5 protein-coding genes and 1 pseudogene are annotated in these 22,916 nt (G+C 67.1%); 3 read left to right on the top strand and 3 right to left on the bottom strand.

The annotated features are described in order from the left end of the window. Window positions 1-412: 412 nt before the first annotated feature. The 3 genes from ACFQ4E_RS18185 (at window position 413) to ACFQ4E_RS18175 (ending at window position 14,987) form a co-directional block, all read left to right on the top strand. Window positions 413-10,150, top strand: a complete 9,738-nt coding sequence (locus ACFQ4E_RS18185; RefSeq protein WP_386805953.1) for a DUF7507 domain-containing protein — start codon at window positions 413-415, stop codon at window positions 10,148-10,150. Between the two features lie 48 nt (window positions 10,151-10,198). Continuing rightward, window positions 10,199-13,837, top strand: a complete 3,639-nt coding sequence (locus ACFQ4E_RS18180) for a hypothetical protein (protein ID WP_386805952.1) — start codon at window positions 10,199-10,201, stop codon at window positions 13,835-13,837. A 160-nt stretch (window positions 13,838-13,997) separates the two neighbouring features. Continuing rightward, window positions 13,998-14,987, top strand: coding sequence for a hypothetical protein (locus tag ACFQ4E_RS18175; protein WP_386805951.1), 990 nt, complete (start codon window positions 13,998-14,000; stop codon window positions 14,985-14,987). A gap of 18 nt (window positions 14,988-15,005) precedes the next feature. Here the strand turns inward: ACFQ4E_RS18175 and ACFQ4E_RS18170 are convergent, their stop codons facing one another. The 3 genes and pseudogenes from ACFQ4E_RS18170 to ACFQ4E_RS18160 form a co-directional block, all read right to left on the bottom strand. Beyond that, window positions 15,006-15,698: a hypothetical protein gene (locus tag ACFQ4E_RS18170; RefSeq protein WP_386805950.1), complete on the bottom strand. Its 693-nt coding sequence runs from the start codon at window positions 15,696-15,698 to the stop codon at window positions 15,006-15,008. A 301-nt stretch (window positions 15,699-15,999) separates the two neighbouring features. Then, the gene (locus tag ACFQ4E_RS18165) at window positions 16,000-22,221 is read right to left on the bottom strand and encodes a DUF7507 domain-containing protein (RefSeq protein ID WP_386805949.1); all 6,222 of its coding nucleotides are present in this window, start codon (window positions 22,219-22,221) and stop codon (window positions 16,000-16,002) included. Between the two features lie 337 nt (window positions 22,222-22,558). Continuing rightward, window positions 22,559-22,916: pseudogene (locus tag ACFQ4E_RS18160) on the bottom strand (phosphomannomutase); the annotation flags it as partial.

Below are 22,916 nucleotides of genomic sequence, written 5' to 3'. Positions count from 1 at the left end.
GCCGGGGCGGTGCGGCGGTTCTGGGGAGCGGAGGTGGAGACTTTGCGGCCCCGTGGGAGCCGGAGCGGCAGGAACGTGGCGCCGATGTGAAAATCGCGAAGATCTCGGGCGCGACAGATTCGGGCAGGCGCGCCACAATTGCCCCGATCTCGCCATGGTGAAATGTGGCAGCCTTGTGCACATTTTCACCAATCCCGCGATATCTGGTGGGACTGTTGCCGGATCCCGGATGAATTGTGGCGGGAATGTGGCGCAATTTCAGCAAATTGCGGCCAAATCTTAAAATCATTTTGGCAAAGCCCGCTGGCTGAGTAATCTGCCCGAGCGGAAATCTGCCGGATTTTTTTTTCCAAGCCCCCCGGTGCTCCGCCCCGGTTCCTGCTGGCCGGGATCATTAGTTGAAAGGTTCGATATGCTGCCCCCGCATATGGCGTCCTGCCGTCCCGTTGTCCTGTCCAATTCCACCATCATCGCGCTGGCCGAGGCCCGCTCCGAGACGACCCGCAGGACGCGCGGACGAAGCCGCCACATCGCGGGTCTCTGGGCAACGCTTCTGGCGGCGCTTTTCGTCGTCCTGGCGGGGCAGGCGGGGGCGCAGGCGACCGACTACCTGGTCGCGGGCAACGGCAGCTGCGTCTCCAACGATGTGCGGCCGGTGGTGGGCAATGTCACCGTCATCGATATCTGCGACGGCTCCGCGGGGGACACCGTCACCGTCGATTTCGGCCTGAACCTGATCAACGGCACCAATACCACGCGCTACGACATTCTCTTCGGCTTCTCCGACGGGCTTGTCGGCGGCACGCCGCATGTGGTGACCTCGTCCTGCGCGCTGGAAAGCCCCGCCGCCGGGACCACCGCGCTCTTCAACCAGGACGGCCAGGCGGATTGCTACGACCTGAACGGCAGTGCCAGCCAGTCGCTGACCAGCTCGGCCACCTTCCAGTGCGACGAGATCGGCGATGCGGCGACGCTCGAACTCAGCCCGATCACCGGCTGGAGCGTGAACAATTCCAACCTGCTCACCGGCTCCGACCCCATCTCGGGGCCGAAATGCTTCGTCGAGCCCAGCACCGTCACCATCCCGCTCGGCGCCAAGATCAACCTGTCCAAGATCTCGCTCGGCGGCACCGGGGCCTTCGGCTTCGGCTTCACCGGCACCGGCATCGATCAGACCACGATCGTCACCGCCACCGCCGGCGTGGCGACGGATTCCGGCGCCAATATCCGTCCGAACTCCTACAGCGCGGCTGCGAATGGCGGTGCGGGCGGGTATACGGCCCCGGTGGTGATCACCGAGGCGGTGCCGAACGGCTGGTCGCTGACCGGCATCTCCTGCGAGGATGCCGCCGCTCCGGGCACCGAGATCGGCACGTTCGATGCGGCCTCCGCCAGCTACACCATCCCCGCCGCCGCCCTGGCGGTGGACCAGACCATCAACTGTACCGCCACCAACGACAACCGCGGCACCATCGAGATCACCAAGATCGTGAACGATGGCGGCACCGGGCTCGGCGAGGCTGCCAGCACCTGGGGTGTCGGCTACGTCAACAGCTCCGACAGCTCGATCACCGGCAGCGCCAATGGCACCATCACCGCGCTGGTGCCCGCGGGCAGCTACAACCTTCGCGAAGTGCTGGTCGGCGGGCTCGGCTACGCCTATGACGCCGTGGTCAATTGCGGCAGCGCCCAGGCCTCGGTGCCGGTCGTCTCGAACGGTGCGGTCTTCACCGTCGGCTCGGCCTCGGTGACCGCCGGGACCACCACCTCCTGTACCATCACCAACACGCTGCGCACCGCGACGCTGACCGTCCAGAAGAACGTCGCGAACGGCGGCGCCCTGGGCACGCTGGCCGCGGCCGCCGACTGGACCGTGGCCTATGACGGCCCGGACGGCAATGACGGCTCGGGCGCGGGCTCGGTCGGCCCGGTGACGGTGCCGGTGGGCGCCTACACGCTCAGCGAGACCGAGCTCTCGGTGCCCGCGGGGCTGAGCTACTCCCGGACCGGTCTTGCCTGTACGTCCGGCACGCTCAACGGCGACACCGTCACCCTGACCTCCGGGCAGACCGCGGTCTGTACCTTCACCAACACGCTCTCGACCGCGACGCTGACGCTCGAGAAGGCCGTGGTCGACACCAACGACATCGATCCGGCGGTCGATACCGACTGGGCGCTGACCTTCACCGGCCCCTCCGGCGCCACCGGCACCGATCCCGAGGGCGATCCCGAGGTCACCGGCGTCGTGGTTCCGGCGGGCGCCTACACGCTCTCCGAAACGGGCCCGACCAATTACGACCTGACCGCCATCGCCTGTACCGGCAGTGACAGCGACGGGCTCGACGGGCTGACCCTGGCCGATGGCGAGGCCGTCACCTGCGAGCTCGAGAACACCATCACCCAGGCGCGCCTGTCGGTGACCAAGGTCGTGGTCAATGCCAGCGGCGTGACCGTGCCCGGCGCCGATGCGTGGCGGATGGGCTATACCGGCTCCGAGAGTTTCAGCAAGCTCAGCACCGCGTCCGCGCCGATCTCCAACCTGGTCGCCCCGGGGCCCTACACCCTGACCGAGCAGCTCGGCGGCAACAGCCTCACCTATGATGTCGCGGTCTCCTGTTCCGGCGCGACCGCCACGCCCGTCGCCACCAGCGTGAGCGACGCGGCCACCAACTCGGTCGCGACCCTGACGCTCGCGGCGGGCGACGATGTCTCCTGTACCGTGACCAACACGCTCCGGACCGTCGACCTGACGCTGGTCAAGACCGTCGACAGCGGCGCGCTCACCGTCGGCACCACCGTGCCCGGCGACTGGGATCTGAGCTTCCAGGGCCCGGCCTCGGGCACCGTCTCGACCGGCACCACCACCATCGTTCCGGTGGGCGACTACACCTTCTCCGAGGCAAGCTCGGCCGCAGGCGCGGGCAATTACACGCTGGACAGCCTGAGCTGCAACGGCGCGGACGCGACCGGCGGCTACAGCGTCGCCGCCGACACCACCTGTACCTTCGCCAACGTCGCCAACGTGGCGCAGGTGACCCTGGTCAAGGCGGTCTCGGATGCCGGCATCCTGAACTCCGAGGTGCTGCCCGCCGACCAGTGGGAGCTGACCCTGGGCGGCGCCACCGGCACCAACGGCACCGCCAACGTCACCGATGTCCTGGTCGATCCGACCGCCGCGGTCACGCTCTCGGAAAGCGCCGGAGCACATGACCTGTCCTATTCCACCGGGCTCGCCTGCACCGGCGGCGGCTCGCTGGCCTATACCTCCGGCGCGACCTCGGGCGAGCTGACGGTCTCGGCGGGCGACAATGTCACCTGTACCTTCACCAACACGCTCGAGGCGGGCTCGCTTCAGCTGGTGAAATCGGTCCCGGCCAACAGCTTCGGCGTTGTCGCGGACGACTGGGATCTGCGCTTCGACGCGGTCGATGCCTCGAACAGCTTCGATATCACCGCGGCGGGCGATACCGGCGCCTATGACGTGCCCGCGGGCGACTACACCATCTCCGAGACCCTGACCGGCACCAGCGACGCCCATGCCACCTATGTGCTGACCTCGCTCGTCTGTACCGCCGACACCGCCGGGGACGTGCTTGATCTCTCGGGCAGCGTCGCGAGCCCGATCACCACCATTCCCGACATCACCGTGCCCGGGGCCAAGGATGTCGTCTGTACCTTCACCAACGAGACCAACGCCGCGCGCCTGACGCTGACCAAGGCCGTCACCGGCTCGGTCGATGCGGGCACCGTGCCGCCTGCCAGCTCCTGGACCATCGCCACCGCCTCCGGCCCGACCCCGATCTCGGGCGTGACCGGCAGCGGCGACGTGACCGACGTCCTGGTCTCGGCCGGCACCTACGACATCACCGAGAGCTTCGCCGCGAGCCTTCTGAGCTACGACGTGTCGCTCGCCTGCTCGGGCAACGCCACCGCCGAGACCGATCTCGGCGCCACCGTCACCACCGGCGGCACCGTCGGCAGCCTCACCATCGCCGCGGGCGAGACGGTGAGCTGCGAGATCACCAACGCGGTCGAGACCGCGACGCTGACGCTCGAGAAATTCGTCGCCGCCAACGCGCTCGGCGTCGAGGACACCGGCTGGGATCTGAGCTTCGACGGCCCCGGCAGCGCCGACCGCACCGGCGTGACCGGCACCACTCCGGTGAGCTCGGTCGTGGTCCCCGCGGGCGTCTACACGCTCGACGAGGTGCAGAACGCCTCGGCCACCGATGACGATTACGCGCTCTACGGGCTCGACAGCCTGGTCTGCGGCACCACCGACGTCACCAGCTCGAAAGAGGTGACCCTGGCCCAGGGCGACGACGTCACCTGCGTCTTCACCAACGCCGCCACCCAGGGCCGCCTGACCCTGGTCAAGACCGTCGATGACAGCTCGGTCGCCGCCGGGACCACCGTGCCCGCCGCCACCGCCTGGACGCTCTCGACCAGCGGCACCACCCCGATCTCGGGTGTCACCGGCACGGCCGACGTGACCAATGTTGCGGTGACCGCAGGCAGCTACACGATCTCCGAGGTGATCCCGGGCGGCGTGCTCGGCTACGATGCCGCGCTCTCCTGCACCGGCGCCGCGGGCGGCTTCACCGATGCCGGTGCCACCGTGACCGGCGCGGCCTCGGCCGATGTCGGCAGCGTCGAGGTCGGCGTCGGCGAGAACGTCGTCTGTACCATCGACAACACGCTCGAGACCGCGACGCTGACGCTGGTGAAATCCGTCGACAACGGCGATTTCGGCACCGCCGCGATCACCGACTGGGATCTGCGCTTTGACGGGCCCGGCGATGCCGGCGCTGTCGGCGAGACCGGCGCGACCGAGGTGACCTCGGTGGTGGTGCCCGCGGGTGCCTATACCCTGACCGAGGAAAACGGCCCGGCCAATTACACGCTCTCCTCGCTGGTCTGCACCGGCACCGACCAGAACGGCGCGGACGGACTGACGCTTCTCGATGACGAGACCGTCACCTGTACCTTCCAGAACGACATCACCGTGGCCCGCGTGACGCTGAACAAGGTGGTGAACAACCCCGCCTCGCTCGACGGCGTGGCGCTCGATGCCGACAGCTGGGCGCTGAGTGTCGATGGCGGCGCGGCGGGCAATAACGGCGACGCCTCGGTGACCGATGTCCTGGTCACCCCCGGCGATATCGCCCTGACCGAGAGCGCGGGCAGCCATGACCTGCTCTACAGCTCCGCGCTCTCCTGCTCGGGCGCCACGAACGGCCTCACCTATACCGCTGGCGCGACCTCGGGCCTGGTGGGTGTCGAGGCGGGCGACGATGTGGAATGTACCTTCGTCAACACGCTCCAGACCGCGACCCTGACGCTGGTCAAGGAGGTCGCCCCGAACGCGCTCGGCGTCACCGCCGACGGCTGGAACCTGACCTTCGACGGGCTCGCCAGCTCGGGCGTCGGCGCCACCGGCCAGACCGGCTCCGGCGCGGTCACCACCGTGACCATCCCGGCGGGCGATTATGCGCTCTCCGAGGCGCTGACCCCGGCGGTCGCAGGCGATATCGACTACCAGCAATACGGGATCGAGAGCCTGATCTGCGAGATCGACGGCAACGCGACCCCCGATCTCAAGAGCCTCTCGGCGCCGCAGCTGAGCGTCGCCGATGGCGAGACCGCGATCTGTACCTTCGTGAACGCGCCCAATACCGCCAAGGTGACCCTGGTCAAGACGCTCGACGTGCCGGCGGCCTATGCGGGCCTCGCCACGCCGGCGGGCGACTGGGTGCTGGAGGTCGGCACCAACAGCTTCACCTCGACCGCCTGGGCCAGCCAGAACATCTACCTGACCCCGGGCGATTACGATCTCTCCGAGGCCAATGACGGCGAGAGCTTCCTCTACGACGCGTCGATCTCCTGCACCAATGGCGACAGCAGCGCGTCGGCCAGCGGCACCCTGACCATCACCGATGGCCAGGTCGGCTCGGACATCACCTGTACCTTCGCCAACCGCCTCGAGACCGCGACCCTGACGCTGGTCAAGGAGGTCGAGAACGGCGCGGTGAGCACCGATGTCGACAGCGCCGCCGATTGGGACCTGACCTATGCGGGCCCCGAGGGCATCACCGGCACCGCCGCCACCGGTGGCGCGGATGTGACCTCGGTCCTGGTCCCGGCGGGCGATTTCAGCCTCTCCGAGCTTGGCACCGGCGCCAATGCGGATGCCTATGCGCTGAGCTCGCTCGTCTGCACCGGCGGAAGCGACGCCACGGGTGCGAACGGGCTGACCCTCGTCGATGGCGAGGATGTCACCTGTACCTTCGTCAACACGCTCCAGCGGGGTGAGCTGACCTTGGTCAAGGAGGTCGTCAACGACAATGGCGGCACCTTCGCCGAGGCCGATTTCACCCTGTCCTACAATGGCACCGCCGCGGTGCAGGGCACGCCGGTGCGCGTGGCGGCCGGGGATTACGTCCTGACCGAGGCGCTGGTCGACGGCTATACTCGCACCGGTCTCTCCTGCGTGATCGAAGGCGCGGGCGGCTCGTCCTTCGCCGGCGACACGCTGAGCCTCGTCTCGGGCGATGCGGCGGTCTGTACCTTCGTCAACGACGACGTGGCCCCGACCTATGACATGGTGAAATCGGCGAGCCCCGATCTCGCCACCGTGGGCGAGGTGCTGACCTTCTCCTTCGCGGTGACCAATGACGGGCCCTGGACGATCTCGAATATCGCGATCTCCGACCCGCTGCCGGGCCTCTCGGCGATATCCTGCCCCTCGGGTGCGAACCCGATCGCCAGCCTCGCGGCCGGCGCCACCGAGACCTGCACCGCCACCTACACGGTGACGCAGGAGGACGTGGACGGCGCGGGCGTGTCGGTCTCCGACGACCGCTGTGCCTCGGGCCGGGCGATCCAGAACTCGGCCACCTCCAGCGCCGAGGAAACCGACGGCACGCCGCTCACCGAGACCGATGACGGCAACAACGACGCCTATGTCTGTCTGCCGGGCGCCGAGCCGCTGATCACCGTCGAGAAAAGTGTCGACATCACCTCGATCCCGGCCTCCGAGGACGCGGTGGGCCAGGTGCTGACCTACACGATCGAGGTCCAGAACCCGGGCAACGTGACGCTCACGGACGTGACCCTGACGGATGTGCTGCGCACCGGCGCGGGCGTCGACATCAGTGCCGAGCTCACCGGACCGACGCTGGTCTCGGGCGACGACGGCAATGGCGATCTCGACGTGGGCGAGACCTGGACCTACGAGGCCACCCACACGGTGACCCAGGCCGATCTCGACAGCGGCCGCGTGGTCAACACCGTGCGCGTCGCCGCCGAGGCTCCCTCGGGCGCCGAGATCACCGACGGTCCGTCGCGCGCGGTCACCACGTTGGGACGGAGCTCCGATATCGCGCTCGAGAAGACCGGCACGCTCAACGACGATGACGGCGTGGCCGGGGTCTCGGCGGGAGACACGATCTCCTACGACTTCACCATCGAGAATACCGGCAACGTGACGCTGAGCGCCGTGACGCTAAGCGATCTCGTGGCGGGGGTGAGCCTGTCGGCCACCGATCTCGGCACGCTGGCACCCGGCGCCACGGCGACGGCCACCGGCAGCTACACGCTGACCCAGGCCGATATCGACGCGGGCAGCTTCACCAATACCGCCGAGGTCACCGGCACCGGGTCGGACGGCTCCACGCCGACGGACCAGGACGACGACGTCCGGACCCTGGGCCAGGTGTCGGGTATCGCGCTGGAGAAGACCGCCGATTACGACGGCTCGGACGCTGCGCAGGTCGGCGACGAGGTGAGCTATCTCTTCACCGTCGAGAACACCGGCAACGTGACGCTGACCGGCGTGACCCTGACCGACAGCCTGATCGAGGCGCAGGACGGCGTCCTGGCCACGCTCACCCTGACCGGCGGCGATGCCGACGATGACGGCGCGCTCGATGTCGGCGAGACCTGGACCTATGTCGGCGTCTACGCGCTGACCCAGGCCGATATCGACGCGGGCGAGGTGCTGAACTCCGCCACGGTCGCGGGCACGCCTCCGACCGGCGACCCGGTGACCGACGACGACGATGTCACCGTCGATCTGCCGCAGGGCCCCGAGCTCACGCTCGAGAAGTCCGGCCGCTTCAACGACGAGAACGACGATGGCTTCGCCGAGGCCGGCGAGACGGTGACCTATACCTTCACCGTCGAGAACACCGGCAACGTGACCGTCTCGAACATCGCGCTGACCGATGAGCTGATCACCGGTCTGACCAACCAGGTCGAGCTACGCGACATCGCCTATGTCTCGGGCGACGAGGGCGAGGATCGGGTGATCCGTGTCACCCAGGCGGGCGAGAGCCCCGAGATTTTCGTCTACACCGCGACCTATGCGCTGACCCAAGAGGACATCGAGGCGGGCATCGTCGAGAACGTGGCCGTGGTCACCGGTACCGATCCGAAGGACACCCCGGTCGAGGACGACTCCGACGATCCCGACACGCCCGAGGTCGACGACCCGACGGTCGAGATCCTGCCGGCCGAGCCCAAGTTCGACATCTCGGTCGAGGTGGCCGAGCCCGAGGTCACGGTCTCGCGCGAGGTCAATGCAGAGGATGGCACCACCACCCTGATCCCGCGCAACCAGGATGAGATCGACGCCGATCCCAGCGTCGCGCCGATCTGGTCCGAGCCGGACAGCCTGACCTACACGATCACCGTCCCGAATACCGGACAAATCACCCTGGTGAACCCGACCCTCGACTTCACGGTCGTGCAGTCCGGCGACGTCCTGGTGCCGAGCTTCCGGATCGATCCCGACGGTACCGTTCCGGATGCGGTCGTGAACCTGGTCCGCAGCGCGTCGCTGACAGGTGGCGACACCGATGGCGACGGCCAGCTCGATGTCGGCGAGATCTGGGAATATACGGTGGTGGTCATCATTACCGAGGATCTCGCGCGCCGCATCTCGCAGCCGGGCCGCGACCGGATCGACGGCATCGGCACCTTCGACGCCGACGACATCCGTCCCGACAGCGCGGGCCTCGACTCGCAGAGCGACGACGACACCACCGAGGTCATCATCGAACTCACCCAGGCCACCGGCGAGACCGAGCTTGCGATTACCAAGCGCGTGGTCGGCCGCGACACGGTGCGCCAAGGCGACGTGGTGACCTGGGAGATCGGGATCATCAACAGCGGCGAGACCGACGAGATCCTCGATGTGGTCGACAGCCTGCCCGGCGGGTTCCTCTATCGCGGCGGCAGCCTCGACGGGCTCGACGACGAGGGCCGCCTGGTCAGCCTCGACAATCTCAGCGTCGATGCGGGCGAGACCGTGACCTTCACCATCGACACGGTGGTGCTGGGGTCGACCCAGCCGGGCCTCTACACCAACCGCGTCACCATGGTTGACGACGAGGGCAACAGCTACTCGGCGCGCGCCACCGTGGTGGTCGGGCCGGAGCCGGTCTTCGACTGCGGCACGGTGATCGGCAAGGTCTTCGACGACGTGAACCAGAACGGCTACCAAGACGGTCCATCCTCGAAGATCGGCCTGGCCACCGACCGCGGTCCGGTGCCGGCGGGCATGGTCGTCGCCGACGACGTCTATGGCGGCGGCAAGGGCAAGGGGGCCAAGTACACCCCGCCGCCCGCACCGGTGCGCGACGAGAAGGGCATCCCCGGCGTCCGCCTGGTCACCGTCAAGGGCGAGATCATCACCACCGACGAGCATGGCCGCTTCCACGTGCCCTGCGCCGCCCTGCCGCGGGATATCGGGACGAACTTCACCCTGAAGCTCGACACCCGCTCGCTGCCCTCGGGCTATCGCCTGACCACCGAGAACCCGCGGGTGATCCGCCTGACCGCCGGCAAGATGACGAAGATGAACTTCGGCGCCACCATCTCCAAGCTGGTGCGAATCGATATCGCCGACAACGCCTTCGTCCCCGGCACCAACCAACCCAAGCCCGCCTTCGTGCAGGCGATGGGCCGCGCGGTGCCGAAATTCGCCGATATCCCGGTCACGGTGCGTATCTCCTACGTCGAAAAGGGAGAATCCGGCGCGACCATGGCCCGGCGGATGCGCGCGGTCGAAGGCGTGTTGCGCGGCTACTGGAAAACCCACGGGAAATACCGGCTCATGGTGGAAAAAACCGTGCAACATCCCCGCTAGGCGGTGTAGAACGGAAATCAACTATATCTTGAGAGCCGGAGCATTTTTATGGGCAGATTGACGATTGGGCTCAAGACTGGCGGCGCCCCCCTCGGGGGGCGTCTCGCAGCAGGGGTCGCGCTTGGCGCACTGGTTGCGGGCGGCGCTTTCGCGCAGCCCTTGTCGGTGGATTGCACGCTGATCGACGGGCGCCTGCCGGCCGATTGCGTGCAGCCCAATGCCGGGACCGTGGTGTCGATGCCCACCGGCGAGAACACCGAGATGGAGGTGTTCCAGAGCGATCTCGGCGACGAGGGCTTCTCGATCACCATCGACGCGCCGGAGCCCGGCGCCGAGCCGGTGCTGCTCGAGGGCAACGAGGCGCGGGTCAACGAGCTGCGCCGGGTCGACCGGGTGCTGGAGCAGGCCAATGTCGAGGTCCGCTTCGACGGGCTGAGCGTGGAGCCGCGGCTCGCGGTCTCGACCGCCGACATGCGCCGCACCTATCCCGCGGGCGCGCCGGTGACCTTCCGGACCTCGTCGAACTACCCCGCCTATATCCGCCGCGCCGAGCTGCGCGTCGCCGATGCCGCCAACCCCGGCCGGGTGCTGGCGGTGCTGCCGGTCAAGCCCAATGGCGAGGTCACCTGGACCATGCCCGGCTCCGGCACCGCCGACATGGTCTACGCGCTGCGCGTCTACGACGCCCGCGGCCGCTATGACGAGACCCGCCTCCTGCCCATCGCGCGCACCGGCTCGCGGCTCGCCGATCCCGCGCTCGACGGTCCCATCGTGGCCCCGGGCGAGGGCGACGACCTGACCCGCCGCCGCGCCATCCCGGTGACCGGCGGTGCGATCACCGTCTATTCCGACAGCGCCGCGCCGGGCACCTCCGTCACCGTCATGGGCGAGACCATCCCGGTCGATGCCTCGGGCGCCTTCGTGGTCCAGCGCATCCTGCCGCCGGGTATGCGCGACGTGCAGGTCGCCGTCGGCCCGCAGGTGATCGAGCGCCGGGTCGAGATCCCGGCCCAGGACTGGTTCTACGTGGCCACCGTCGATGTCACCCTCGGCAAGGAATGGGGCGATACCCAGGGCGAGGATGACAGCTACTCGATCGGCCGCGTCGCGGGCTATGCCAAGGGTCGCACTGCCTCGGGCTACGAGATCACCGCCGCCATCGACACCGACGAGCGCGACCTCGACGAGATCTTCGACGATCTCGACGAGCGCGAGCCGCTCAACCTCCTGCGCTCGATCCGCGCCGAGGATGTCTACCTGACCTTCGGCGACGACTCGACCATCGTCGAGGACGCGCCGACCTCCGGCAAGCTCTTCCTGCGCGTCCGCAAGGATGCCTCCGAGCTTCTCCTGGGCGATTTCAAGCTCGCCGACGAGGAGCTGTCGCTGGTGCGCTCGGACCGCACGCTCTACGGCGTCGCGGGCACCTACGAGTCGACCCAGCAGACCAGCCACGGCCAGCCGCGGGTGCGGCTCTCGGGCTACGCGGCCAGCCCCGACCGGCTGGCGCAGCGCGACGTGCTCGACGTGACCGGCGGCAGCTTCTACCAGCTCAGCCGCCAGGGCGTGATGAACGGCACCGCCACGGTGCTGGTCCAGTATCGCGACGAGACCTCGGGCCGGATCGTGCGCCAGACCCGTCTGGTCGAGGGCCGCGACTACGAGGTCAACTACTTCCAGGGCGTGGTGCAGCTGACCAACCCGATCTCGCAATATAGCGGCGACGGGCTGCTTTCGGACAGCCCGCTCGGCCGCTACGAGGCCGATCTCGTTGTGCAGTACGAATACGTCCCGCTCGGCGTCACCGATATCGAGGGTGAGAGCGTCGGCCTCCGCGCCGAGGGCTGGATCACCGACCAGGTGCGTCTGGGCTTCACCGCGCAGCGCGAAAGCACCGGGCTTGCCGACAACACGCTCTCGGGCGTCGACCTGCTCTGGCGCGCCTCGGACAACACCTATCTCTCGATCGAGCACGCCGAGAGCGAGGGGCCGGGCTTCGGCACCTCCACCTCGGCCGTGGGCGGCTTCGAGTTCGACGACATCGCCAGCGCCGGCCAGGACGATCTGACCGCCCGCGCCACCGAGGTCGAGATGGCTGCCGATCTGGGCGAGCTGACCGGCGGGCGTGTCACCGGCACGCTCTCGGGCTATTACGACAAGAAGGAAGAGGGCTTCGTCTCGGCCGATTACAATATCGGCACGGGCCAGGAGAGCTGGGGCCTCGCCGCGGATGTGGACCTGAGCGACCGCGCCTCGGTGATCGTCGCCCATGACCGGTTCGAGGACGATGACGGCGCCAGCCGCGAGGACACCCGCGTGGGCTTCGTCTACCAGATCAGCCAGGCCTGGGCGGCCGAGATGCAGGCGCTCAACACCAAGCGCGAGGACCCCGACGCCACCCGCGACGACGCCACCGGCGAGCGCACCGATGTGGGCCTGCGCCTGACCTACGAGCCGCGGCCCGACTACGCCGCCTGGCTCTTCGCCCAGGCCACGGTCGAGAGCTCCGGGGGTCTGCGCGACAACGACCGCTACGGGGTCGGCGCACGCACCCGCCTCACCGACAGCCTGAGCGCCGAGATGGAGGTCTCCGACGGCACCTCGGGCACCGGCGGCTATGCCAACCTGACCTACGAGCCCAATGCCGGGACGCAGTATTACCTGGGCTACCGGCTCGATCCCGAGCGCCAGCTCGAAAGCGGCTTCTCGGGCTCGGATGGCGGCACCTACGTGCTGGGCGCGCGCTCGAAGATCAACGAGGCGGTCACGCTTCGCGCCGAGAACAGCTACGATCTCTATGGCGACCGGCCCTCGCTCACCTCGGCCTATGGCGTCAGCTACACGCCCTCGGACCGCTGGGTGCTCGATGGCGGCATCATCTACGGCGAGCAGGATCGCGACGACGGCACCATCATCCGCCGCGGCCTGTCGCTCGGGGCGCATTACTCCGAAGGCGAGCGGCTGAAGGCGGGTATATCGGCGGAATACCGTGAGGACGACGCCGAGGATCTGCCCGATCTCGACGACCGCCACACCTGGGGCCTCTCGGCCTATGCGCGCTACAAGATCTCCGAGAACGCGCGGCTCCTGGCCAATCTCGATGCGCTGATCTCGGAAAGCGAGGGCGCCGAGGACGAGGACGACTACACCCGCGACGGCCGCTATATCGAGGCGAACCTGGGCTATGCCTACCGCCCGATCGACAACGACCGGTTCAACATGCTGTTCCGCTATACCTATCTCGAGGACCTGCCCGGTCCCGACCAGGTCGCGGTCTACGCGCTCGACGGTGACGAGGGCCTGCGCCAGAAGAGCCATATCCTCTCCTTCGACGCCAGCTACGACCTGACCCGGCAATGGACGCTGGGCGGCAAGTACGGCTACCGCAAGGCCGAGGTGGAAAGCGCCCGCGGCTCCGACGAGTTCTCGTCGAACACCGCGCATCTGGGCGTGCTCCGGCTGGACTACCACGTGGTCCATAACTGGGACGTGACCGCCGAGGTCCGGACCATGCGCTTCGAGGAGGCCGAGATCACCGAGACCGGCGGGCTCCTGGGCGTCTGGCGCCATTTCGGCAACAACGTGAAGGCGGGCGTGGGCTACCAGATCGGCGATGTGGACGACGACCTGCGCCGCATCGACGGCCGCAAGGAAGGTGCGTTCTTCAACGTGATCGCCAAGTTCTGACCGACGCCCCTGGGGGCAGGGACGGTCAAGGAGACCGGCTCGGGTGGGGACCCGGGCCGGTTTTTTCGTTGGCGACGTCGCGCAAGGTGCTAGGTTCTCCGCCAATACATATTTTTCCCCCTCCGGTTGCGGCCGGAGGTTCATATACGCGGATTTTCAGATGCCCCTTCTTGTCCCTCCCGACCCCGCCGCCTCGGCGCGCGCCGAAGCCCGTGTCGCGGTGATCCTGGGGCGGCCCGAGCGGTTCGAGGAGGTCTATTCCAAACCGGTGCGCGGCGGCGTGGTTCGGGTCTTTCGCGCCGAGATCGGCGGCGAGGCCCTGGCAATCAAGTCCGATCCCCGCCCCGAAATCGTGACCGAGCAATATCGGGCGCTGGAGCGGCTGCGCGCGGTGACCGGCGATTGCGTGGTGCCGCGGGGTCTCTGCCCCGAAGGCAGGTTCCTCGCCACCGGCTGGATCGACGCGCCGCTTCTGTCGGACCGCATGAGTGACCTCTCGGGGCGCGCGGCGCGTCTGACGCGGGCGGGCCGGTGGCTGCGTCGGCTGCACCACCGCACAAGGCGGGGCCGCGGGGGCGATCTCTGGCAGCGGCGCGGACGGCTTCTGCCGCCCGATCCCTGCGCGGGTCGGGACCGGCTCGAGGCCACGCTTCACGCGCGGCATGGCGGGCTGGCGCGCGCGCAGGCGCCGGTGGCGATGCTGCACAGCGATTTCCAGGCGCATAACCTCTTCGACCTGGGCGAGCGGGTCGTGGCCTTCGACCGCCATTCCGATCGCGAGGGACATGTCTATTTCGACACTGCCCGCTTCCTGACCGGCCTCTCCCTGCGGCGGCGCCTGGCCGAGGCCGGGGAGCAGCCCTGGCCCGGCACCGAAGCCGGGGACCGGCGCTCCTTTCTCGCGGCCTATGGGCCGATCCCGGCGCGCGACCGGGCGCTCAGCGTGTTCGTGGAAGACCTCGTTCTGGCGCGGCTCTGGGCGCTCTTCGCGGCGCGCGCCCATCTCGGCGCACGGTTCGAGGCGCGCCGGGCGGTGCTGGCCGGGCTTCTGGCCGAGCGCGGGCTGGGCGAGGCCTCAGGTCACGCCTCGGGCGGGGCGCCCGAGCGGCTCCTGCGCGGTCCCCTCGGGCTCGGACGGCGTTGGGGGTGAGCGGCGCGCGCCTGATCCTCAGGCGGCGAAGATCTTGCGCATCTCGCCCGAGAAGAAGCCGCGGCTGATGGTGGCGCGGTTGCCGGCATAGCCGTGGTAATGCGACCGCCCCGTCCGCGTCGGCAGCCCGGCCCAGATCTTGGCGAGGTTGTCCATGAAGCGGTCGATCCCGATCCGGCCTGCGAGAAACTGCGCGTAGCCCGCGTCGTTCAGGAGATAGCTCGCCAGCTTGTCCTGCACCCCGGGATGGAAGCGCGTGTCGGGGCCAAGCTGCGCGCGACGGGTCAGCGTTGCCAGGGTCGAGGGGATGAACTGGTAGCGCCCGATGGCGTGGTGCTGGCCCGGGGTGGCGCGGATCCAGCGCATGATCTCCTGCAGCGTCAGCTCCGTCGGCCGCGCCCGCGGCCGGTTCCGGGCCGACATGTGGATGGCGTCATATTGATGCTTGCCCGCTTCGGCAAAGGCGATCAGGTCGAGAAGCTGCCCGGTGCGCCCGCGTGCGGGCCGGATCGACCATCGGTCATAGGGCAGCCGCACCGCACCGGGACGGGCGCGTTCGAACGGGTCGGCCTGGGCCCAGGCCTTGTCCTCGCCGAAGCTCCGCCAGCGCGCCTGGCGCGAGAGTGAATAGTCGGTGGCGGCAGGCAGCGGGCTGCCGCAGAGGGCCAGGGCACCGGCCGAGGCCAGGAAAGATCGTCTCTGAAAATGCATCCAATCACCGGGGGGCAGCGACTCGTAACATGCCAAGCATACAGGATTTAAAAGAAAATTTCACCGCCCTGTCCGGGGCAGATCTGGGGGTCGCGCGCCGGTCCGCCGCAAGATGCGCACCCGCACCCTGTGGCGCCCACGCCGAGAGGCGCCGCTCCCGGTGCCTCCGCCGTTTCCACCTCGGAAACGGTGGCGGCGGGGAAGAGCCCCCGGACAAGAGGCCCGGACAAAATGAAGGGGTGCTCGAAAATGCGAGCACCCCTTCACGCCGCGGGTCATCCCCGGACCTGGCCCCCCCAGGTCAGAAGATGAACGAGTCCGCGGTATAGGTTTCGATGGCGGTCTGGAACGCCGCATCGTCCGCGTCATGGGCGTAGATGCGACCGTCGATCGTGCCGTCGTTGTTGTACTCGTCGAGCGCCGACATCAGCGCACTGCCCTCGTCGCGCCAGGCGTCGTCGCGGGCCCGCACCTTGTTGCCGAGAGTGAGATTGAGCACGCAGCCGTCCCGCACGCCGACATTCTCCGACAGCCAGACGATGGCCGCGTCGATGTAGTCATGTGCGCTCTCGAGCTCGTCGGTATCCGGGCCGACGCCGTTCCCGGCCAGGTAGTTCAGCCAGGAGGCGACGGTGTGGCGAGCCAGATCGTCGGCCTTGTTCTTCCTCGACATGCCCGTGGCACCGTTGAGGATCTCGAGAATGGTGTCGCGGCCCTCCTTGTTCCCCTCGTCGTAGTAGACGAAGAGTGTCGTCTCGCCCTCATCGGTCAGGCCGTTCTTGTTCCAGTCTCCAAGCAGGAGGCCATCGACGAGATTGTTGTCTTCCTCGCCATCGCAGTTCTTGTCGAGAACCTGGTAGGTGATCTCGCCATCCGGGAAGGTGTCGCCCGAGCCCTTCTCGTCCCCGTCGACGAAGTTCCAGTAAGACTTGAGCTTCCAGCTGTTGCCCCAGCCGCCCGGCGTGCGCACGCCTGGGCCGTCGTTCACGAGCCCGAAGTAATGCGCGAGGTCGCTGTCCTCGGCGCCTTCGGTGGTGGTGACCGTGGCCTCGTTGATGTGCTGGCCTTCCTCAAGCGCGAGGCTGTAGACCCCCTCGATCGCATCGCCGACCTCGAGCGTGTCGCCCATGGTCCAGGTGCCATCGTCGAAGAGCCCGTCATTGTCGCTGTCGAGCATCCAGGTCACGCCCGAGAGATCCACCTCCACCGAGCCGCCGTTTGAAAGCGTCGTGTCGGTGATCGTGACATCGGTCAGGGTGATGTTGCCGTCGTTGCGGACCACCACCCGGAAATCGGCCATCGCGTCGCCGACAAGATTGACCTCCGGCCCTGTGGGGCTGTCGGCATCCGAGAAGGTGGTGCCGCCATCGACCGAGACGTATTTCTCGATATCCACGAGCGGGGTGATGACGAGCCTGTCGCAGACCTCGCCGATCACCACGACATCGTCGGTCTGGTCCGAGGTGCCGGTGACGACGTTGAGGATGCAGTTATCGGCGGTGTTGCCGCCATTGTCGAAATCCTCCTGCTTCAGGATGTAGACGAGACCGGTGTTGAAGGTCCGGCTCTCTCCCGGCGCCAGCACCAGGTCCTCGGCCACGACCGTGTTCAGAAGGCTGTCGTCGAGATCGACATTGGTCAGGGTGATGTTGCCGGTGTTCTCCACCGTCACCTCATAGACGATGTAGTCGCCGACCTCGTCGAGCTTGGTGTCCTCGACCCCCGAGACATCGAAGGTCTTGGAGGTCTTCACGATCTTGAAGGCCGGCTCGTATTCGAGCTCGGAGCAGGCCTTGGCCTCCTGCTCGGGGGTCTGGTCGAAATCGACCAGCACGACGTTCTCGATCTCGCAATCGCTGCCGTCCTGGGTGTCGAGATCGGTCTGGGTGATGGCGTAGGAGCCGGTGAAGGTCCAGCTCTCGCCCACATCGAGCACGCCGATCGTGCCGCCATCGCCCGTGGGGCCCGAGAGCGACCCGCCGGCATTCTCGATCAGCGCGTCGGTGATCGTGTAGCCGGTCAGGGAGATGTTGCCGGTGTTGGTCACGACGATCTTGTAGTCGATCAGATCGCCTGCCTTGTTGAGCAGGCCATCGCCCGAGACATCGGTTCCGATGACCTCCTTCATCAGCTCGAACTCGGGTGTGTACTCGAGCTCGGCGCAGATCACGGCCTCGTCCGAGGCGCCCTCTGCGGTGATCACCGAGGCGACGTTCTCGATCTCGCACTCGCTGCCATCCTGGGTGTCGAGATCGGCCTGGGTGACGGTGTAGTCGTAAGTCCAGGCCCAGGTCTCGTTCACGTCGAGCTCCCCGTCGCCATCCGTGTCGCTGGCCGCGTCGAAGACCAGATCGGCCAGGGGCACCGGGCTGCCGTTCAGCGCATCCGAGAGCACCACGCCGGTCAGGGTGATGTTGCCGATGTTCTCGGCCTCGATCCGGTAGGAGATCACGTCGCCCGCGCTGTCATAGGGACCGGCGCTGGTGATCGTCTTGCGCAGGTCGATATCGGGTGTGTACTCGAGCTCGGCGCAGACCACGGCCTCGTCCGAGGCGCCCTCTGCGGTGATCACCGAGGCGACATTCTCGATCTCGCAATCGCTGCCATCCTGGGTGTCGAGATCGGCCTGGGTGACGGTGTAGTCGTAAGTCCAGGCCCAGGTCTCGTTCACGTCGAGCTCCCCGTCGCCATCCGCGTCGCTGGCCGCATCGAAGACCAGCTCCGCCAGGGGCACCGGGCTGCCGTTCAGCGCATCCGAGAGCACCACGCCGGTCAGGGTGATGTTGCCGATGTTCTCGGCCTCGATCCGGTAGGAGATCACGTCGCCCGCGCTGTCATAGGGACCGGCGCTGGTGATCATCTTGCGCAGGTCGACCTTCGGGTCGTACTCGAGATCGACGCATGCGGTGCTGTCGTCGCTGACGCCCTCCGCCGCGATGACCGTGGCGGTGTTCTCGATATCGCAGTCGCCAACGGTGGCGAGGGTGTCGAAATCCTCCTGGGTCAGCTCGATCCTGCCGCTCTCGACGGTCAGGACCTCGCCGGGGTCCAGTTCGCCGAGATCGAGATTGAGACCGATCAGATCGTCGCTCAGGAGCACGCCGGTGAGGGTGATCTTGCCGGTGTTCTCGATCTCGAAGCTGTAGACGATGTAATCGCCCGCGCTCTCGGCCACCTGATCGCTGTCTTCCTCGCCGGTCGCGTCATAGATCGTGGCGGTCTTGATGATCGAGATGTCGGGCTCGTATTCGAGCTCGGCGCAGACCTTGGCCTCCTGCTCGGCGACCTCGTCGAAATCGACCAGCACGACGTTCTCGATCTCGCACTCGCTGCCGTCCTGATTGTCGAGATCGGACTGGGTGATGGCGTAGGAGCCGGTGAAAATCCAGGTCTCGCCCACGTCGAGCACCCCGATCGTGCCGCCATCGCCCGTGGGGCCCGAGAGCGACCCGCCGGCATTCTCGATCAGCGCGTCCTCGATCTTGTAATTGGTCAGGGAGATGTTGCCGGTGTTGGTCACGACGATCTTGTAGTCGATCAGATCGCCGGCCTCGTTGAGCACGCCATCGCCGGAGATATCGGTCCCGGCGACCTCCTTCATCAGTTCGAAGCGAGGATCGTAGTAGAGATCGACACAGGCGTCGTCTGAGGCCTCGACGTTTTGCGCCGCAGCGACCGTGGCGATGTTCTCCAGGTCGCAATCGCCCGCCGTGGCGTAGGTGTCGAGCAGCACCTGGTCGATGACCTGGGTCTTGCTGTCGAAGGAATAGCCCTCGTCGCCCACCTCGAGGGTCACGCCGCTGGCCAGAACGCCGCCCAGATCGGGGTCGGTCAGCGTCACGCCGGTGAGTGTCACGTTGCCCTCGTTATAGGCCACGAAGCTCCAGGTGATGGTGTCACCCAGGTTGCCGAGGATGCCGTCGCCGCTGGTGTCGGTGACCCCGGCGCTCTTCTCGAGCCGGATCGCCGGCTCCTGCAGGACCTCGATCGTCTCATCGGCCTTTTCCGGCCCGGTCTGCTCGGTGTCGCCGGTGGCGATGTTGGTATACTCGCCGCCCGCGTCGATCTGCTCCTGGGTCAGGTTCACCGTCGCGGTGAAGGTCCAGGTCTCGCCCACATCGAGCTCGGAATCGTTGTCGAGATCGCCGCTGACATAGGTCGGCGCGAAATCGTCGCCGGGCTCGGCGGGGGTGAAGGCGTCGTCGACCAGCGTCACACCGGTCAGGGTGACATTGCCCGCGTTCTTCATCGTGTAGGTGTAGGTCACCGTGTCATCGGGGCTGTCCACCAGGGTGATATCGGCAAGCTTGGTGACCTCGAGGATCGGGGTATAGGCCAGCGGCACCCGCGCGCTGTCATCGACCGGACCGGTCTCGTTGCTGTGGGCGGTGGCGGTGTTGTCGATATCGCCATCGGCGAGGCCGCCATCGGCGGTGCTGCCGCGGCTGTCGAGATCGTCCTGGGTGATGGTGTAGGTGCCGGTGTAGACCACGCTCTCGCCGACGCCGAGCTCGGGGATGGTGCCGAGCGGGCTGTCCGAGATCAGCGGGTCGGAGACCACCACATTGGTCAGGGTGACATTGCCGTCATTGGAGACGGTGATCTGGTAATGGATGACGTCGCCGGCCTCGTCGCCGGTCCCGTCGGCATCGTCCGAGCCGTCGGGGTTCTTGACCGAGGTGACGACCTTGTCGATGCCGAGCAGCGGCTGGTAGATCAGCGGCGCTTCCTCGTCATCGGTGACCGGGCCAAACTCCTTGCTGGTGGCGGTGGCGACGTTGTCGATATCGCGGTCGCCCGCGCCGTTCAGGGCGCCGTCGTCATTGTCGTTGTCGGGCTCGAGCGCACCGCGGCTGTCGAGATCCTCCTGGGTGATCGCGTAGCTGCCGGTATAGGTCCAGCTCTCGCCCACATCGAGCACGTCGTCGCCATTGCCGTTGTTGACAAGCGTCAGGTTCGCCAGGAGCGGGTCGGAGACCTCGATCTCGGTCAGGGTGACGAAGCCGGAATTGGTCACGACGATCTGGTAGTCGATGATGTCGCCGGCGCGGTCGAGCTTGTTGTTGCCGGCGGTGTCGGTGCCTTCGACCGTCTTGTCGATGGTCATCTCGTAGATCTGGTTGACGGTGACGGTCTCGTCATCCTCGTCCGTCACGCCCTGATCGGTGGTGACCACGGCGACGTTCACCAGGTCGTCGCCCGCGTCGATCTGGTCCTGGGTCACGATGACGTCGAGCGTGTAGGTCCAGACCTCGCCCATATCCAGGACGCCGTCATTGTCGTCGTCGCCGCCGGTGAAGACGGGCATCGTGTCGTCTCCGGCGCCGACGCTGTCATAGCCGTAATCGGTCAGGCTGACACCGGTCAGGTCGATATTGCCGTCATTCTCGACCAGGTAGGTGTAGGTGATGACCTCGCCGTCCTTGAAGACCTCGTTGTCCTCGGTGGATTTGGTCAGGACGATCGAGGGGCGGGGATAGAAGTTGCCGATCTCGACAAAGCTCGTCTCGCCATTGCCCGAGACGGTGACCTGCCAGTAGCTGCCATAGGCGTCGACCAGCCCGTTGGTGGGGTAGATGCCCGCGGCCTCCTGCTCGGCGGTCAGGTCCTCGCGCAGGATATAGGTGCCCGCGGTGACGCCGTAGAACGCGAACTCGCCGTTCTCGTCGGTCAGGGTCGAGCGCTCGTTGTCATCGAGCACGCCGTCATTGTCGGCGTCGATATAGACCGTCACCGCCTCGGGAAAGGCGCCCTCGCCCAAGTCCCTGATGCCGTCGGCATCGGCATCCTCGAACTTCATGCCCGAGATGATGCCCGCGTCTTCCTTGCTCCACTCGTCGAAGCCCGCGGTCTCGTCGTTGACGTTCCCGGTGCGGCCCATCTCGGTGTAGAGGTAGAAATAGACCTCGTCGGGGGTCAGGTCGTTGGCCTCGAGATAGGCCTCGAAGAGATCGGCCGAGATCAGCACGCGGTAATCGTCGGTGCCCGAGCCGGTGGAGACCTCGGAGAGGAGGATCGTGTTGTCTTCCACGGTGTCCGGGTTGAGATCGAGATCGTCGAGATCGTAGACCTTCTCGGTCAGGGTGTCGTCGGTGAGCTCGTCATAGGTGTCGATCGTGCCGTCTTCCGAGAGGTAGATCCGGAACTGCTCCAGCGTGATCAGGCTCTCGTTGTTGTCCTCGTTGAGATCGAGCCGGATCTCGTAGAACTCGTTGCCGTTCTCGTCGGTCGTGACCGCCAGGGACGAGAGCTTGACCGCCTCGGTCTTCGACTTGTCGATCTCGTATTCGCCGTATTCGTTATTGGCGATGTTCTGGGTGTCGCTGTCGGTGTTGAAGCCCGCCGCCACGCCCGAGGTGGCCGATGTGGCGTTCGAGGGGTCGCTCGAGGTGGCGAGGAACGGGTTGTAATTGCCCGTGCCCGAGCCCTCCCCGTCGACCTGGGCGAAGGTCACGCCTCCAATCGTTGCGGAATCGGTCCCGGCGGGATCAAGCGAAGTGTCACGGAGATTGTAGTCGGCCACGGCAAAGCCTCCTCTGAGCAAAACAAAGAGCTCACGAGGTCTCGAAACCCGTATACGCGGGCCGGATCTCCATGGGGGCGGGGGACGTCAGAACGCGATGCGAAAAATGCGCAGTCGAAATGCGTCAGTTACCTCACAGGGAAGCCTCTTCCGGCCTGTCTTTTAAGTTTTTGTCAGTCAGCAGAAGATGCGCGCGGTGAAGCAGAATGGTTTACGCATCGTTAACAATGCTGGCACAGCCGCGTCATTGTGTCAAACATGACATCGGAAGTAATCTTTTCTGCGCCTGCAGCATCCTGAAAAAGCGGGGCAGGGCAGGGGGTTGTGACGGGCGCGCTCAGCGCAGCCGGGCCGCGATCCTGTCGAGATGGAGGGCGAGAAGCGCCTCGGCGCGCCCGGGCGAGTCGGCCTCGGCATAGCAGCGGAACTCCGGCGCGTTGCCCGAGGGGCGCAGGTGCAGGATGACCCCGTCGGCATAGCGGACCCGCAGCCCGTCGGTCAGATCCACCGCCGCTTCCGGGCCCGCGTCGGGCCCCGGCTCGAAGAAGGCCGCGCGGGCGGCGGGATCGGCGATGAGCGTGTCGAGGAAGGCCTGCGCCCGGGCGCTCTCCACCCCCTGCAGCCGGTCGGCGGCGGTGAAGCGCGCGGGCAGCGCCGCGACCAGATCCGAGAGGCTTCGGCCCGTGGCGCGCGCC

Source organism: Litorisediminicola beolgyonensis (assembly GCF_042679605.1).
GTDB classification, from domain to species: Bacteria; Pseudomonadota; Alphaproteobacteria; order Rhodobacterales; family Rhodobacteraceae; genus Litorisediminicola; species Litorisediminicola beolgyonensis.
This window is presented reverse-complemented; position numbering and strand designations above follow the sequence as displayed.

Coding starts and splice junctions, on each gene's coding strand:
- ACFQ4E_RS18185 (WP_386805953.1), top strand. CDS start 413: ATGCTGCCCCCGCATATGGCGTCCTGCCGTCCCGTTGTCCTGTCCAAT.
- ACFQ4E_RS18180 (WP_386805952.1), top strand. CDS start 10,199: ATGGGCAGATTGACGATTGGGCTCAAGACTGGCGGCGCCCCCCTCGGG.
- ACFQ4E_RS18175 (WP_386805951.1), top strand. CDS start 13,998: ATGCCCCTTCTTGTCCCTCCCGACCCCGCCGCCTCGGCGCGCGCCGAA.
- ACFQ4E_RS18170 (WP_386805950.1), bottom strand. CDS start 15,698: ATGCATTTTCAGAGACGATCTTTCCTGGCCTCGGCCGGTGCCCTGGCC.